This window comes from Agromyces flavus (assembly GCF_900104685.1).
Classification (GTDB): domain Bacteria; phylum Actinomycetota; class Actinomycetes; order Actinomycetales; family Microbacteriaceae; genus Agromyces; species Agromyces flavus.
Genome location: NZ_LT629755.1, coordinates 2,338,744 through 2,353,363 on the forward strand (window position 1 = coordinate 2,338,744; position 14,620 = coordinate 2,353,363).

Annotated in this window: 15 protein-coding genes; 8 read left to right on the plus strand and 7 right to left on the minus strand. The window is 71.7% G+C overall.

The features are described from left to right. Positions 1–192: 192 nt before the first annotated feature. Genes BLT99_RS11110 through BLT99_RS11130 form a run of 5 tightly spaced genes read left to right on the plus strand, consistent with a single transcriptional unit; the run spans position 193 to position 4,730 of the window. Positions 193–663: a hypothetical protein gene (locus tag BLT99_RS11110; RefSeq protein ID WP_092672297.1), complete on the plus strand. Its 471-nt coding sequence runs from the start codon at positions 193–195 to the stop codon at positions 661–663. Beyond that, entirely contained in the window at positions 647–2,170 is a 1,524-nt protein-coding gene (locus BLT99_RS11115) for a multicopper oxidase family protein (protein WP_092672300.1), read from the plus strand. The genes BLT99_RS11110 and BLT99_RS11115 overlap by 17 nt, the downstream gene beginning before the upstream one ends. Before the next feature lie 41 nt (positions 2,171–2,211). Then, on the plus strand, positions 2,212–2,787 hold the full coding sequence (locus tag BLT99_RS11120; protein ID WP_092672303.1) for a GNAT family N-acetyltransferase: 576 nt from the start codon (positions 2,212–2,214) through the stop codon (positions 2,785–2,787). A gap of 27 nt (positions 2,788–2,814) precedes the next feature. Next, the gene (locus tag BLT99_RS11125; RefSeq protein ID WP_092672306.1) at positions 2,815–3,744 is read left to right on the plus strand and encodes an ROK family protein; all 930 of its coding nucleotides are present in this window, start codon (positions 2,815–2,817) and stop codon (positions 3,742–3,744) included. A 38-nt stretch (positions 3,745–3,782) separates the two neighbouring features. Further along, positions 3,783–4,730: a prenyltransferase/squalene oxidase repeat-containing protein gene (locus tag BLT99_RS11130; RefSeq protein ID WP_092672309.1), complete on the plus strand. Its 948-nt coding sequence runs from the start codon at positions 3,783–3,785 to the stop codon at positions 4,728–4,730. Here BLT99_RS11130 and BLT99_RS11135 read toward each other — a convergent pair. Next, positions 4,720–5,289 carry a putative glycolipid-binding domain-containing protein gene (locus BLT99_RS11135; protein WP_092672311.1) on the minus strand — a complete coding sequence of 190 codons (570 nt, stop codon included), beginning with the start codon at positions 5,287–5,289 and terminating at the stop codon, positions 4,720–4,722. The two genes, BLT99_RS11130 and BLT99_RS11135, sit on opposite strands and share 11 nt — an antisense overlap. A gap of 205 nt (positions 5,290–5,494) precedes the next feature. Between BLT99_RS11135 and BLT99_RS11140 the strand changes: the two genes are divergently transcribed. Then, entirely contained in the window at positions 5,495–6,817 is a 1,323-nt protein-coding gene (locus BLT99_RS11140) for an MFS transporter (protein WP_092672314.1), read from the plus strand. Positions 6,818–6,875: 58 nt separating this feature from the next. On the opposite strand, the gene nhaA is transcribed toward BLT99_RS11140, so the two are convergent. Both nhaA and BLT99_RS11150 read right to left on the minus strand, forming a co-directional pair. After that, positions 6,876–8,747, minus strand: coding sequence for a Na+/H+ antiporter NhaA (gene nhaA, locus BLT99_RS11145; protein WP_092672317.1), 1,872 nt, complete (start codon positions 8,745–8,747; stop codon positions 6,876–6,878). Positions 8,748–8,792: 45 nt separating this feature from the next. After that, positions 8,793–9,365: an NADPH-dependent FMN reductase gene (locus BLT99_RS11150; protein WP_092672319.1), complete on the minus strand. Its 573-nt coding sequence runs from the start codon at positions 9,363–9,365 to the stop codon at positions 8,793–8,795. Between the two features lie 350 nt (positions 9,366–9,715). On the opposite strand from BLT99_RS11150, the gene BLT99_RS17630 reads away from it, so the two are divergent. Further along, positions 9,716–9,859, plus strand: a complete 144-nt coding sequence (locus BLT99_RS17630) for a hypothetical protein (RefSeq protein ID WP_157674984.1) — start codon at positions 9,716–9,718, stop codon at positions 9,857–9,859. 43 nt (positions 9,860–9,902) lie between these two features. On the opposite strand, the gene BLT99_RS11155 is transcribed toward BLT99_RS17630, so the two are convergent. Continuing rightward, a complete protein-coding gene (locus BLT99_RS11155) occupies positions 9,903–11,492 on the minus strand; it encodes a Na+/H+ antiporter (protein ID WP_092672322.1) in 1,590 nt (529 codons plus the stop codon). 30 nt (positions 11,493–11,522) lie between these two features. Then, a complete protein-coding gene (locus BLT99_RS11160) occupies positions 11,523–11,852 on the minus strand; it encodes a nuclear transport factor 2 family protein (protein WP_092672325.1) in 330 nt (109 codons plus the stop codon). An 81-nt stretch (positions 11,853–11,933) separates the two neighbouring features. Between BLT99_RS11160 and BLT99_RS11165 the strand changes: the two genes are divergently transcribed. Further along, positions 11,934–12,281, plus strand: a complete 348-nt coding sequence (locus BLT99_RS11165) for a CHY zinc finger protein (RefSeq protein ID WP_092676146.1) — start codon at positions 11,934–11,936, stop codon at positions 12,279–12,281. A 3-nt stretch (positions 12,282–12,284) separates the two neighbouring features. Here BLT99_RS11165 and BLT99_RS11170 read toward each other — a convergent pair whose 3' ends face one another. Beyond that, on the minus strand, positions 12,285–13,730 hold the full coding sequence (locus BLT99_RS11170) for an NAD-dependent epimerase/dehydratase family protein (protein ID WP_092672328.1): 1,446 nt from the start codon (positions 13,728–13,730) through the stop codon (positions 12,285–12,287). A 44-nt stretch (positions 13,731–13,774) separates the two neighbouring features. Next, positions 13,775–14,620, minus strand: coding sequence for an alpha/beta hydrolase (locus BLT99_RS11175; RefSeq protein WP_092672331.1), 846 nt, complete (start codon positions 14,618–14,620; stop codon positions 13,775–13,777).

The following is a 14,620-nucleotide window of genomic DNA, read 5'->3' on the forward strand; positions in this document are numbered from 1 at the left end:
TTCCATGCTCCTCCTGTCGCACCGCGAACGGGAGAGGGCCATCCACGCCAGCCCTTGGCGGCTGGCCTCCATCGGGTGTGCGGCGGCCCGCCACGCGACATCCGGTTCTCTGCGTTCCGGCGACGGCCGCGCGCGACGAGCGTGTGGTCGAGCGGATGCCGCGACCGGGCGCCGCACGAAGGAGAAGGCATCATGCGCAAGCTGTACACCGGGCTCGCCTGGACCGTCGCCGGAGCCGTCGTCATCCAGGCCGCGGCGATCGCGTTCGCGTTCGGCGGCATGCTCAACCTCGTCGCCGAGGGCGGCGTGGTCGACAAGGCGCTGCTCGAGAGCTTCCAGGCGGCCGGCGTCGGCGAGGTCGGGTTCCTGATCCACGGCGTGGTCGGCGGCGTCGTCATCCCGCTGGTCGCCCTCGCACTGCTCATCGTGTCCTTCCTCACGCGAACGCGCGGCGCGACGACGTGGGCGGCGATCGTGCTCGCACTCGTCGCGATGCAGGTGACGCTCGGCTTCTCGATCACCGACGTGCCGTACCTCGGCCTCATCCACGGCGCGAACGCACTCGCGGTCGTGGCGGCGGCGTCGTTCGCGGCCCTTCGGATGCGGCGGCGCAGCTCGCAGCCCGTCCCCGAGGAGGCGAAGACCGATGCCGTCGCCGCGTGAGCTCCTCCGGTGCACCGTCGTCGGGGTCGCGGTCGCGACCGCGCTCGGCGCCGGTGCGCTCGCGTGGAGCTCCACGCTGCTCGGAGAGTACTCGGTCATGGACATGGGTGCCGAGGCCGCGGGGGGACCCGGCGCGCACGCGCACGGCGCCGCGGGCGGCACCGGCGCCGCCGCGCCATCCGGTGTCGTCGCACCGTCGGCAGGCATCGACGTCACGTCGCTGAAGGCCGACCCCGAGCGCCCCGCCGACGTGCGGGTCGAGCTCGTCGCACGCCAGGAGGCGTTCGACGTGCCCGGCGGCCGCCGCGTCCAGGGGTACACGGTCAACGGCTCCTCCCCCGGGCCCGAGATCCGCGCGACGCAGGGCGACCTCGTCGAAGTCGCCTTCGTCAACGAGTCGGTGACGGATGGTGCGACCCTCCACTGGCACGGCATCGACGTGCCGAACGCGGCCGACGGCGTCGCCGGCATCACGCAGGACGCCGTCCCGGTCGGCGGCCGCCACGTGTACCGGTTCGTCGCCGAGGACGCCGGCACGTTCTGGTACCACTCGCACCAGGTGTCGCACGAGCAGGTGGTCGGCGGCCTGCTCGGGGCGATCGTGATCGACCCGGCCGAACCGCCCGAGGTCCGCACCGACGTCGACGTCACCGCGCTGCTCCACGTGTACGGCGGGCAGCACAGCCTCAACGGCCGCATCGGCGACGAGCGCATCCAGGCGCATCCCGGCGAGACCGTGCGCGTGCGCGTCATCAACTCCGATCAGGGCACCGCTGCGGTGTGGTCTGCGGCCGCGTACCGCGTGCTCGCGATCGACGGTCGCGACGTCCACGCGCCCGGCGAGGTCCGCGACCAGCGACTGCTCATCCCCGCAGGCGGGCGAGCGGATGTCGCGGTGCGCGCGCCCGCGGACGGAAGCGCCGTGCGGCTGCAGGTCGGCGGCGCACGCAGCGTCGTCATCGTGGATCCGGCGCACCCCGAGGCATCCGCCCCGCCCGCGCGTCAGCCGAAGGACACGCTGGACCTTCTCGCCTACGGCGCGCCCGCACCGCTCGACTTCGACCCGACCGTGCCCGACCGCAGCTTCGAGTACGTGATCGCGCGCCGCTTCGGCATCATCGACGGGCGCCCCGGCAACTTCTGGACCATCAACGGCCGCATGTTCCCCGACGTGCCGATGTTCCACGTGCGCGAGGGCGACGTCGTCGGGATGCGCATCGAGAACCGCTCCGGCGACGTGCACCCCATGCACCTGCACGGACACCACGTGGTCGTGCTCTCACGAGACGGCGTCGCGGCATCCGGCAGCCCCTGGATCGTCGACTCGCTCGACGTGCATCCCGGCGAGGCCTTCGACATCGCGTTCGTGGCCGACAACCCCGGCATCTGGAGCGACCACTGCCACACGCTGCCGCACGCGGTCGACGGCCTCGTCGCACATGTGATGTACGAGGGCGTCACGACCGGGTTCACGATCGACGGCGCGGCCGGCAACCGCCCGGAGTGACCGGCGATGCGGATGTCGCACCCCGGTGGCAGGCTCGACCCATGGCGATCGAGGTGCACCCCGCGACGGTGCTGGCCGATGTCGCGGCCGTCGTAGGCCCCAAGCGAGCCGACGCGAACGTGTGCTGGTGCCTGAGCTACCGGCTCACGTCGTCGAAAGAGAACCTCGCGCTGCGCGGGCCTGCGCGCGGTGAACGCGTGGCCGAGCTCGTGCGGCAGTCGCCCCCGCCCGGGGTGCTCGCCTACGACGGCGACGAGGTGGTCGGATGGGCCGGGGTGCACCCGCGCGCCGACACGAGCTTCGCGACCAATCGCAAGATCCCGCACGTCGACGACCTCGACGTGTGGTCGGTGTGGTGCATCCGGGTCCGCCCCGGGCATCGCAAGCAGGGCATCTCGCACCACCTGCTCACGGGCGCGGTCGACTTCGCGCGATCGAACGGCGCGCCCGCGATCGAGGGCTACCCGGTCGACAACGACGGCGCCAAGGTCGACCTCACGATGGCCTACGTCGGCACGCGCGGGCTGTTCGAGCGGGCGGGGTTCCGCAAGGCGGCCGACACCGACTCGGTGCTCAACGGCTTCCCGCGCGTGCTCATGCGACTCGACCTGCGCTGAACCGCCGCGGCGCGCGATGATCGACGCATGAGCGAGAGCGGAGCGGGCGACGTCGCGCTGGCCGTCGACATCGGCGGCACCAAGGTCGACGCCGCCCTGGTCGATGTGAGCGGGCGCATCATCTCCGGAAGTCGGCATCGCGCGGCCACGGGACCCGGCCAGACGCCCGACACGTTCTCGGCCGCGATCGCGTCGGTGTGCCGGCAGGCGGCGGATGCCGCGGGGCCGGCCCATCGGCTCGTCGGCGTCGGCATCGGGGCCGCGGGTCCACTTCGCGGCGACGGCACCCGGATCTCGCCTCTCAACCTGCCGGGGATCCGGGACTTCGCGGTCGTCGAGCCCGTCGCGGCCATCGCCCGTGGCCTTCCCGTGCGCGTGGCGCTCGACGGCACCTGCATCGCCCTGGCCGAGCTGGAGTTCGGCGCGCTCCGCGGGGTCCGCAACGGACTCGCGATGGTCGTGTCGACGGGCATCGGCGGCGGGATCGTGCTCGACGGTCGCGTCATCCGCGGCGACACCGGCAACGCCGGTCACGTCGGCCAGGTGTGGGTTCGGCGACCCGGTGACATCGATCCGGAGCGCGCGTCGGTCGAGGGCGTCGCCTCCGGTCCGGCGACCGTGCGCTGGGCGAACGCGCACGGGTGGACGGGCGCCGACGGGCTCGAGCTCGCCCGCGCGTACCGCTCGGGTGACCCGGTTGCGACGCGCGCCGTGCGACGATCGGCCGAAGCGGTCGGGCAGGCGATCTCCGGTTATGCCGCACTGCTCGACCTGCGCGTCGCCGCGATCGGCGGCGGGTTCTCGCGCGTCGCCGACGACTACCTTCCACTGGTCGAGGCGGCGGCGCGCGGCGCGGCGCTGCTCCCCGCCGCCGCCGAGCTGCGCGTGGTTCCGGCCGAGCTCGGCGACGACGCGCCGCTGGTCGGCGCTGCACTGCTCGTCCACCGCGGCGCGTGACGACACGAGCGTCGGTGGCATCCGGAAGCATGGGCCGCATGGATGTCATCGACTGGATGCTCGACGCCGACCCCGCGATCCGCTGGCAGGTGCGCCGCGACGTGCTCGGCGAATCCGACCAGCAGGTCGCCGCCGATCGCGATCGCGTCGCGACCGAGGGCGTCGGCGCACGGATCCTCGCCCTGCAGTCCGACGACGGCTACTGGAACGGGCACGAATACGGCGAAGATGGCGACCGCCGCAGCGTGATCTGGTCGCTCTCGCTGCTGCGGCGGCTGGGCGCTCGACCCGACGACCCCCGAGTCCGCGCGGCGATCGACCGCGTGCGCGATGGCGTGACCTGGCGCTACTTCGACGATCGTCCGTTCTTCGCCGGCGAAGAGGAGGAGTGCGTCAACGGCGGCGTGCTCGCCCTCGCGACGTACTTCGGCCAGCTCGACGAGGGCACCGACGCGATCGTGCGGCGCCTGCTCGGCGAGCGGCTGCCCGACGGCGGGTGGAACTGCGAACCGGCCGACGAGTCGCAGCGGTCCTCGTTCGACTCCACGCTGTGCGTGCTCGAGGGCCTGCTGGCGGTCGAGCGCGACGGCTCGTCGGCGGTCCCCGCCGCCGAGATCGCCGAGGCGCGCCGTGGGGGCGAGGAGTACCTGCTCGAGCGGCACCTGTTCCGGCGCCGGTCGACCGGCGAGGTAGTGAAGGACCGCTATCTCAACTTCACCTTCCCGCCCTACTGGTTCTACGACGTGCTGCGCGCGCTCGACTACTTCCGCGATGTGGGCGGTACGCCCGACCCTCGACTCGACGAGCCGCTCGAGCTGCTCCGATCGCGGCGCGGCGACGACGGCCGCTGGCTCGCGGGCCGCCCCTGGCCCCGCCAGGTGTACTTCGCGGTCGATGCACCCGAGGGCGAGCCGAGCCACTGGAACACCCTGCGTGCCCTGCGCGTGCTGCGCTGGGCCGACGCCGCGGCCGACGTCACGGCGTGACCGGTCCGGGCGACACGCGCTCGAACAGGTGCTCGTAGCGCACGACGAGGCCGTCGCCGTCGACCTCGAGGTCGGCTTCGAATCCCGCGGCCGCGCCGAGGTCGATGTAGCGGACGGCCCGTGCGCCGCGACGGACGTACTGCTGACGCGAGCGCACCACGGCCATCTCGTCGGCATCGATCCAGCAGGTGTCGAGCGTCGAGGCCGCACCGCGGCGGGTGGGGAGCCGCCGGATCGGGAGGGTGTTGCAGAAGGGCGTGACGGAGAGGTCGGGCTCGTCGGCGCCGTCGAGGTCGGGCCGCCTGACGTCGTCGACGCGCCATCCGTCGCCGTCGCGCTCGATCCGCAGCCGAACACGGCCCACCGCGCCCGATCGCTCCACGACCAGCGTCCGCGTCCGCCAGTCCGGGGCAAGCGACCACCGGTGCTCGACCCGAAACCCGCCGGCGTCGAGGCCGAGCACGGTGCCGACCGCCTCGATCCCCGCCTCGGTGACCGAGAGCTCCAGTCGTTCGAGTCCGACCTCGTCGATGCGACGCCAGAACAGCGTGCGTTCCATCGGTCCCTCCGATCCCGATCGCTGCGACCATCCTGCCCCGCCACTCGTCGCGCCACTCATGCCGTTCGTCGCGCCGGGACTTCCCCCGCACCGCGATCGTGCGCTATGGTCTGATTTCCGACCGAACGATCGGTCGATAAACCTCGGCGCACCACCCCCGCGCTGGATCACCCGAGCAGTCCCCCGCATGAACAACGGAGTTCGCATGACCTCAACCATCCACGACGAAGCCGAACGCACCGGGCGCATGCCCAAGGAGGAGCGCAGGGTCCTCGCCGGAACCCTCGTCGGCACCTCCATCGAGTGGTACGACTTCTTCATCTACGCGCAGGCCGCCGGGCTCGTGCTCGCGCCGCTCTTCTTCGCCCCGCTCGCCGAGTCGAACCCCGCGCTCGCGCAGGTGCTCTCGTTCGCGACCATCGGCATCTCGTTCCTGTTCCGCCCGCTCGGCGCGATCGTCGCCGGATGGCTCGGCGACAAGATCGGCCGCAAGAAGATGCTCGTCTTCACGCTCATCCTCATGGGCCTGTCGACCTCGCTCATCGGCTTCCTGCCGACCTACGCCGCGATCGGCATCGCCGCGCCGATCCTGCTGATCACGCTCCGCATCCTGCAGGGCTTCTCGGCGGGTGGCGAGTGGGGCGGCGCCGCGCTCATGGCCGTCGAGCACGCTCCCGACAAGAAGCGCGGCTTCTTCGGCGCGTTCCCCCAGATCGGCGTGCCGGTGGGCATGATCCTCGCGACGTTCACGCTGTGGATCATCACGTCGTCGATGTCGCAGGAGGCGTTCCTCGCCTGGGGCTGGCGCATCCCGTTCATCCTGTCGATCGTGCTCATCGTCGTCGGCTACGCGATCCGTCGCGCGGTCGAGGAGAGCCCGGTCTTCCAGGACCTCCAGCGCCGCCAGAAGGAGTCGTCGGCGCCGCTCGGACAGTTGTTCCGCCACAACACCAAGAACGTGATCCTCACCGCGATCATCTTCATCGGCAACAACGCCGCCGGCTACCTGCTCATCGCGTTCTTCGCCACCTACGCGGTGACGGTGCTCGGCATGGACCGCCCGACGGTGCTCCTCGCGACCACGCTCGCTTCGTTCGGCTGGCTCGGGTTCACGCTGTGGGGCGGCCGCCTCTCCGACCGGCTCGGCCGCGTCCGCACCTTCCAGATCGGCTACGCGTTCCTCGCGCTGTGGGCCGTGCCGATGTGGTTCCTCATCGACACCGGCGACATCGTCTGGTACTTCGTCGCCCTGTTCGTCATGACGTTCGGGCTCGGCCTCTCGTACGGACCGCAGGCCTCGCTCTACGCCGAGATGTTCCCGGCGAACGTGCGCTACTCCGGCGTCTCGATCGGCTACGCGCTCGGCGCCATCCTCGGCGGTGCGTTCGCACCGATGATCGCCGAGTGGCTCATGACCTCGACCGGGAAGTCCTGGACGATCGGCGTCTACATCGCGATCGCGGCGATCGTGTCGCTGATCGGCGTCTCGCTCGTCAAGGAGACGAAGGGCGTCGACCTGCGCGGCTGAGCCGCGGGGTTCGAGTGAGGGGCGGATGCCGCGGCATCCGCCCCTCACCATGTCCGGGCTACGGCGCGGGCTCGACCCTCGGCGCGGCCGACGCCTCGAGCGTGCGGATCAGCGTGCGCGAGTCCCACGGGCCGATGTGACGCTTGCCGCCGATGAAGAACGTCGGCGTCGAGTGCAGGTCCATCATCTCGGCGTCGAGCTGGTCCTCCTCGACGCGCCGCGTCACGTGCGGCGAGCGCATGTCGTCGATGAAGCGGTCGACGTCGAGGTCGATCTCCTTCGCGTACCGGCACAGGTCGTCGGCCGTGAGCGCGTCCTGGTTGGCGAACATGATGCGCGACATCTCGAGGAACCGGCCCTGCAGCGCCGCTGCCTCGTACGCCTGGGCGGCCTCCTTGGCGTGCGAGTGCACGGCCTCGAGCGGCAGGTGACGCCAGACCCAGCACACGTCGTCGCCGAAGTGCTCGATGACGGCGTCGATCGAGCCCGTGGCGCGGCTGCAGAACGGGCACTCGAAGTCACCGTATTCGACGATCTGGTGGGGGGCGTCAGGGCGCCCCCGGTAGTGGTCGCGTTCCGGATCCAGCGGACGGATCAGGATCTTGCCGATCGGCTGCGGGGGCGCGAGCCGGTCGGCGACCGCGAAGATCGCCCAGCCGAGCGAGAACGCGATGACGGAGGCCACGAGCACGCCGACGCGCGCGAGGTCCTGCGTCTCGGGGTCGGCGATCGCGAGCGTGACGATGAACAGCGCGATCGTGAACCCGATACCCGACAGCGCGGCGCCGCCGGCGATGCGGGGCATCGCGAGCCCGGGCGCGAGACGGCCGAGTCCCGTCATCCGGATCAGCGCCGTCGCGCCCGCGATGCCGATGAACTTGCCGATGACGAGGCCGGCCACGATGCCCCACGTGAGCGGTGACGTCACGGCCGCGCCGACAGTCTCCGCATCGAGGTGCACGCCCGCGTTGGCGAGCGCGAACAGCGGCAGGACGATGAACGAGATGTACGGGCCCCACGCCGCCTGCAGCCGGTCGTTGATCGAGATCGAGTTCCGGAGGCTGCGGGTGACGGCGGCCGCGTAGGCGGCGTTGGGCGACTCGCGGAACGCCTGCGTGAGCTCGGCCGAGCGCTCGACGTCGGTGCGACGGGGCGGGAAGACGGGGATGAGCAGGGCGACCGCCACGCCCGCGAGCGTCGGATGCACTCCGGCCGCGGCGATGGCGAACCACAGCGCGATGCCGAGCGTGGCGTAGGCGATGCCGCGCCAGGCGGGCAGGAACCGCACGAGCGCGATCAGCACCATCAGCACCGCGGCCACGACCAGTGGCAGGACCTGGATCCCGGAGTTGTAGAAGATCGCGATGGCCAGCAGCGCGCCGATGTCGTCGACCACCGCGAGTGTGAGCAGGAACGCGCGGAGGCGGGCGGGGAACCTCGGCCCGATGATCGCGAGCGCGCCGAGCAGGAACGCGGTGTCGGTCGAGATGACGACGCCCCACGCGTGCGCTTCACCGGTCGGCCACGCGATCAGCACGAAGATGAGCGCGGGGACGATGAGGCCCGCCACGGCGGCGACGACCGGGACGACGGCGCGCGCTCGATCGGTGAGCTCGCCGAGCGTGAACTCGCGCTTGACCTCGAGGCCGACCACGAAGAAGAACAGCGTCATGACGGCGTCGTTGACGAAGTGGTGGAACGTGGTGACGAAGAGCATGTCGCCGACGCCGATCTCGACCGGCGTCTCCCAGAACCGCTCGTAGGAGTCGCCCCACGGCGAATTCGCCCACAGGATGGCGATCACCGTGAACAGCAGCAGGAGTGCCGCCGCGGCGCGATCGCCGGTGCCGAAGCGCAATCGGGCGTGCCACGGCCGCGAAGACGTGGTCGTGTCGGGCGCGGGCGCGGATGCCGGGGCTGCGGCGCTCATGCGCCAATGCTAGGCGGATGGCGCTGCGCGCGCCCGTGTTCTCGACTACGCGGATCTCGGCAGCACCGCGAGGACACGGCGGATGTGGTCGCCGAACTCGTTCATGAACTCGGTGAGGAACGCTTCCGTGCTCTCCTTGGTGATCGAGCCGTCCTCCTGGAAGACCTCGGGCGAGAACGTGATGTACGCCTCGGGCGCGGTCATCTGGCGGGCGTTGCAGAAGCTCAGCACCGCGCGGAGGCTCTGCTGCGCCACGGCCGTGCCGATCGCGCCCGGCGATGCGCCGATCACCGCCGCGGGGATGTGGTCGAACGAGTTGCGCCCCCATGGTCGCGACGCCCAGTCGATCGCGTTCTTCAGCGCGCCCGGGATGGATCGGTTGTACTCGGGCGTGACGAAGAGCACGGCGTCGGAGCGGTCGATCGCGGCCTTGAGTTCGAGCGCCTCCGGCGGGTAGTCGTCGTCGTAGTCGGGGCTGTACAGCGGGAGGTCGCGGATCGGGATCTCGGTGAACTCGAGATGCTCCGGCGCGACGCGCAGGAGCGCCTTCGAGAGCGTGCGGTTGATGGAGGTGGACGACAGGCTGCCGACGAAGTAGCTGACCTGGTAGGTGCGCATGGATGGGTCCTCCCGTCGCGGTTCGTGCGGCCAACCTAGGTCGCGTCGAGCACGTCCGGGAGGGGGTTGTGCCGACCCATCGCAGCGACCGCGCGGCTCACGGGTACCCGTCAGGATCCCCTGAGTATTCTTCACGTGTCGACGATCACGTTGACCCGCCCACCTCGGGGCGGTTAGCCTTCCTCCGGCCGGGATCACCCCCGACCCGGCCCAGCCCCCTCCGCCCCCACGGAGCCCGACCGGCCGTCCCCACGGCCGCCCCCGCCCCCTTGAACACCCCCGCGACATCGTTCGCGGCTGTCGGATGTCGCCACCCGAACGCGCGCCGACCCACACGATCGGAGATCGAGATGAACGTCCTCGAACTCGCCGAATGCCGGCACTGCGGACACGACGACAACGAGCACCTCGGCGCCTGCCGCACCGACGTCTTCACCGGCGGTGCCTGGTCGAAGTGCGACTGCGAGTCCTTCGTCACGCCCGGCGCGGCCTGACGACGACCCTTCCTGCCGAGCCCGAGGGCCGAGCCGAGCGCGCTCAGCCCTCGGGCTCGGGTCGCAGCAACCGCGCCTCCTCGACGTCCAGGACCGCCTGGACGCGGCGCAGCACCAGGTCGTCGATCTCGCCGCGATCGCGAAGCGCCAGCACGGCCTCGCGCTTGCGGTCGAGCAACGCGAGGCGCAGCGCGCGGTATTGGTCGCCGCGACTCAGCGTCGCCTGATCCTCGTCGGCCTCTCCCCGCGAGGCGCGCAGCTCGGCGAGCTGCGCCTCGAGTTCCCGCGCCACCCGCTCCCGCACGTCGTCGTCGACCTCGAGCTCTTCGGCGACCTGCGGCACGGCGCCGAGGGCCTCCTCGATCGCCGTCGTCTCCGCCAGCCGCCGCTCGTCCTCCTCCTCGGCGTCGACGGCGAATCGCGCCCACCGCACGACGGGCGGCAGGATCAGGCCCTGCACGACCAGCGCGAGCACGATGACGCCCGCCGTCACGAAGATCACGACGTGACGCTCGGGGAAGTCGGCGCCCGAGGCGACCGTGGTCGGCACCGCGAGCGCCGCGGCGAGCGACACCGCGCCGCGCAGGCTCGCCACCGAGGCGACCACGCGCGCACGCGCGTCGAGGTGACGCGCGCGCTCATCCGGCGAGCGCATCGTGAGCCGGACCAGCGCCCCCGCCAGGAAGTGGAACGCGAACCGCACGGCGAGCAGCGTCAGCCACGCCGCGACGATCATCCCGAGCGCACGGCCCAGCTCCGACGCGGGCACGCTTCGCACGTCGTTGCTGACCTCGAGCCCGATCAGCACGAACAGCGCGCCGTTGAGCATGAAGGTCGCGAGGGACCAGAACGAATCACCCTGGCTGCGCGACGCCGCCGTGCTCACGCGCGGACCGACCTGCGTGGTGATGAGGCCCGCGACGACCACCGCGAGCACGCCCGAGGCGTGGATGAGCTCGGCGGCGAGGTAGCCGACGAAGGGCATGAGGATGAGCGTGACGTTCTTCAGGAGCGGCTCGCGGATGAGGCGCAGGGCGAGCAGGCCGAGCGCGGCGACGAGCGCGCCCGCGGCACCACCGCCCAGGTAGGAGAGCGCGAAGTCCCACGTGACGCCCAGCAGGCTCGGCCGTGTCCCGCTCACGACCACGCCGACCGCGATGCCGTACACGACCAGTGCCGTCCCGTCGTTGACGAGGCTCTCCGCCTTGAGCAGGGTCGTGTTGCGCCGAGGCAGCGACCGCGCGAACGCCGCGACGGCCGTGGCATCCGTCGGCGCCAGCGCCGCGCCGATCACCCAGGCGACGCCCCACGAGACGCCGAACGCGTGGGTCACCACGGCGACGGCCCCGGCGCTCAAGAAGACCAGCACAGTGCTGGTGAGGACGATGCCGCGGAGGTCGCGGCGGATGCCCCGCAGCGACGTCGTGAGGCTCTCCCAGAACAGCAGGGCGGGCAGGAAGATGAACAGCACGATCTCGGGCGGCAGCCCCACGTCGTGCAGCGCGGGCAGCAGGCCGAGCAGGATCCCGCAGACGAGGAGCAGCACGGCCGAGGCGATCCGCAACCGGCGGGCGAGCAGGGTGCACGCGACGAGGGCGGCGCCGAGCACGACGACCAGTTCGAGCCCCGACATCCGCCCCCTCCCCTGGCCCGGTCCGCCGCGCTAGGCGATGAGGAACCGTGCGATGAGTCCGTCGCGCAGGTCGAACGTGAACATGCCCGGCCCGTTGTAGCCGCCGCCCGACACCGTCACGGTGAGCAGGTACTGCTCGGGCTTGCGTCCCGCGATGATGCCGAGCACGTCGAAGTGGGCCTGCTTGCCGATGTTGTCGGACTCGTTCCAGCTCGCGACGCCCTCGCGGCCGTGGAACTCGCGGCCCCAGTCGTTCAGGTAGGCGTCGTCGGTGAACGCCGCGACGAAACCCTGGGAGTCGCCGCTGTTCGTGGTTTCGACGAACTGCTGGATGGCCGGCGGGATGCTCGTGTCGGACATGGCGTCACCCTACGCCCGGTGCGGCGGCGTTGTCAGGGCGAATGGCGCGGGGACGCGTCATCCCCTGCGATGATGGTCGGCATGACCGAGCCGGCGATCCGTCCCGCGCGCCCGCGGGTGCTGGGTCCCGTGGTCGACGACATGACGCGGTGCGTGCACTACCGCACCGAGGTCGACATCGTCGCGATCCGGTTCGCGTGCTGCGGGGAGTACTACCCGTGCCACCTGTGCCACGAGGAGACCGCCGACCATCCGGCTGAGCAGTGGCCGCTGGCCGAGCGCGACCGCGAGGCCGTGCTCTGCGGCGCGTGCGGTGGCGAGCTGACGATCGCCGCCTACCTCGAGACGACCGATTGCCCGGCGTGCGGCTCGCGATTCAACGACCGGTGCCGCCTGCACACGCACCTGTACTTCCAGACCGAGGGCTGAGCGCTACGCCGCGACCACCTGCGCGAGGAACGCGTTCTGCTCGGCTTGCGCCGGGTATCCCGCGGCATCGGTCACGCAGACCGGGCACCAGTGGCCCGCGGTGAGCACGAGTCGCGGGCTGGCAGTGAACTCGTGCCCGAATGCGCACGCCCACCCGATGGGCGTCGCGAGATCGCCGCGCACGACCTCGGTGCTGAGCATCTGCCCGCCGCGATGCGCCGCGACCTCGAGGTAGTCGAGCGCCGACCACTCGGCGGCGGGCTTCGACTCGTCGTACCCGTGGTCGAGCAGGGTCGGCTCGCGCGAGGGGCTCGGCGCTTCGAATGTCGACCAGTCGCCGATCGCCTCCCATTCGGCGCGCGAGCCGAAGTGCGCCGCGATCTCGGGTTCGTCGCCACGCCGGATCGCGGCCATGGTGCCGCGCGGCTTGCGCGTCAGCGGCTTCATGACCAGGTGCTTCACGATCCAGGCCGGCACCCGGCCGGCGGAGCGCACTGAGGCGGGCGCCGCGGCGAGGGCCCGGGCGAGGGCGTCGTCGAACGTGTCGCGGCGGAACGGCACGAGCTCGTCCAGCCGGTCGCTGTCGGCGTACCACTGTCCGTGGAAGTTGCGGGTGGCGAACCAGTCGCGGTCGTACCAGCGGCGGATGTCGCGGACCCCCATCGCCCGCCCGATCGCGGTCTGCAGTTCCCAGTTCGTGAGCCGCCATCCGTCGCCGCCGCCGATGTTGAAGACGCCGCCCCAGACCTCGTCGGGCACGTCGGCTTCGCAGAGGTTCGCGAGCAGTCGGGCCGAGTCCTCGGCGCTCGCCCACTCCATGACCCCGCCGAAGGGCGAGTGGGTCATGATCGGGTCGCGGATCTCGAGCATGCCGGGGTGGAAGATGCCGGTCTGCCGGAGCTGCACCCATTTGGGCAGTCCGGAGTCGACGAGGATGCGTTCGGCGACGACCTTGCTCTGCCCGTACTCGTCGTACTGCGAGACCCGGATCGGGTCGCCGATGCGTCCCCAGTGGTGCGGTGGGTTCCGGCTGCCGGTCTGTGCGACCGAGCCGATGCCGACGATCGCGACCGAGGCCGGGTCGGGCAGGGCGCGGACGGCCTCGACGATGTTGCGGATGCTGCCGACGTTCACGCGGTGCGCGAGTTCGGGGCATTCGTCTGCGAGCGGCGAGACGACCGCGCCGACGTGCAGCACGACGTCGACGCGGGCGACGCAGGCGGCGACGGTCGCGGCGTCGGTGAGGTCGCCCCAGATCACCTCGAGGTTCGGCATGTCGTCGAACTCGGCGAGTGCCGCGCGGTCGCGCTCGCCAGGCAGCGCGAGCGCGACGACGTCGATGCGGTCCGCGCGATCACGGAGCTCGCGGAGCGTGGCGCGACCCCAGTTTCCGGCCGCGCCGGTGAGCAGCACGCGGCGTCGGCCTCGCTGATGGAACGTTTCATTCATGGGCGGATGCCTCCAGGGCTCGACGGCATCGAGCCGTCTCGGTTTCAGTGGCGGTCGAGCCAGCGGATGGCACGGCCGATGCCGCGCTCGAAGGCGGGCGTCCCTGGCCGGTCGAGGAATCCATGCACGGACTCGGGCACGATCTCGTTCGTCACGTCGACCCCGGCCTTCCCGAGCTCTGCAACGAATGCGTCGCCCGACGCGCGCAGCGAATCGCGGTCGGCGTCGAGCACGAGCGTCGGCGGCATCCCGCTCAGGTCGTGCCCGCCGGGGAACGCCCATGGGTCCTCCATCGCCTCGGGGCTGCCCGCGTAGTTGCGGTTCATGCGCTCCACCGTCGACGGCCGGAACTGCATGAGCGAGTGACGTCCGCGGATGCGGGCGCGCAGCGCGCGGGAGATCGGCGGCAGCGCCGCGTGGAACGTCCCGTACGCGAGCGGCAGCCCGTCGGGGCGGGGCCCGCGCTCGGCGCCGAGCCGCAGCGCGGCCGCCGCGGCGAGGCATGCGCCGGCGCTCGCGCCGCCGAGCACGAGCTCGCGGCCCGCGTCATCCGCCTCACGGCGCAGCGCGGCGACCGCATCGATCACGTCCTCCACCGGAACCGGGTACCGGATGCCCTCGAGCACGCCGGGGCGCGGACGCCGCCACCAGCTCCACGGCGGCACCCGGCGGTAGTCGACCGCGACGACCGGGTGTCCGGCTGCGGCGAGCGCGAGCCCGACGGCGTGCGACTCGAGCTGGTCGAGCCCGCCGTGCGAGAACGCGCCGCCGTGCAGCCAGATCACGAGCGCGGCCGCGCGGCCCGGACCGGCGATGGCGGCTTGCGGCTGGTACCGGCGCACCGGGATCGGGCCGTGACGACCCGGGAGCACGTCGTCCCAGGCCGTCAC

What these genes read in the sequence shown, in the direction of transcription:
- BLT99_RS11140 (WP_092672314.1), top strand. Translation starts at nt 5,495, where the DNA reads ATGACCTCAACCATCCACGACGAAGCCGAACGCACCGGGCGCATGCCC.
- BLT99_RS11160 (WP_092672325.1), bottom strand. Translation starts at nt 11,852, where the DNA reads ATGTCCGACACGAGCATCCCGCCGGCCATCCAGCAGTTCGTCGAAACC.
- BLT99_RS11110 (WP_092672297.1), top strand. Translation starts at nt 193, where the DNA reads ATGCGCAAGCTGTACACCGGGCTCGCCTGGACCGTCGCCGGAGCCGTC.
- BLT99_RS11115 (WP_092672300.1), top strand. Translation starts at nt 647, where the DNA reads ATGCCGTCGCCGCGTGAGCTCCTCCGGTGCACCGTCGTCGGGGTCGCG.
- nhaA (WP_092672317.1), bottom strand. Translation starts at nt 8,747, where the DNA reads ATGAGCGCCGCAGCCCCGGCATCCGCGCCCGCGCCCGACACGACCACG.
- BLT99_RS11170 (WP_092672328.1), bottom strand. Translation starts at nt 13,730, where the DNA reads ATGAATGAAACGTTCCATCAGCGAGGCCGACGCCGCGTGCTGCTCACC.
- BLT99_RS17630 (WP_157674984.1), top strand. Translation starts at nt 9,716, where the DNA reads ATGAACGTCCTCGAACTCGCCGAATGCCGGCACTGCGGACACGACGAC.
- BLT99_RS11165 (WP_092676146.1), top strand. Translation starts at nt 11,934, where the DNA reads ATGACCGAGCCGGCGATCCGTCCCGCGCGCCCGCGGGTGCTGGGTCCC.
- BLT99_RS11120 (WP_092672303.1), top strand. Translation starts at nt 2,212, where the DNA reads ATGGCGATCGAGGTGCACCCCGCGACGGTGCTGGCCGATGTCGCGGCC.
- BLT99_RS11135 (WP_092672311.1), bottom strand. Translation starts at nt 5,289, where the DNA reads ATGGAACGCACGCTGTTCTGGCGTCGCATCGACGAGGTCGGACTCGAA.
- BLT99_RS11125 (WP_092672306.1), top strand. Translation starts at nt 2,815, where the DNA reads ATGAGCGAGAGCGGAGCGGGCGACGTCGCGCTGGCCGTCGACATCGGC.
- BLT99_RS11150 (WP_092672319.1), bottom strand. Translation starts at nt 9,365, where the DNA reads ATGCGCACCTACCAGGTCAGCTACTTCGTCGGCAGCCTGTCGTCCACC.
- BLT99_RS11155 (WP_092672322.1), bottom strand. Translation starts at nt 11,492, where the DNA reads ATGTCGGGGCTCGAACTGGTCGTCGTGCTCGGCGCCGCCCTCGTCGCG.
- BLT99_RS11130 (WP_092672309.1), top strand. Translation starts at nt 3,783, where the DNA reads ATGGATGTCATCGACTGGATGCTCGACGCCGACCCCGCGATCCGCTGG.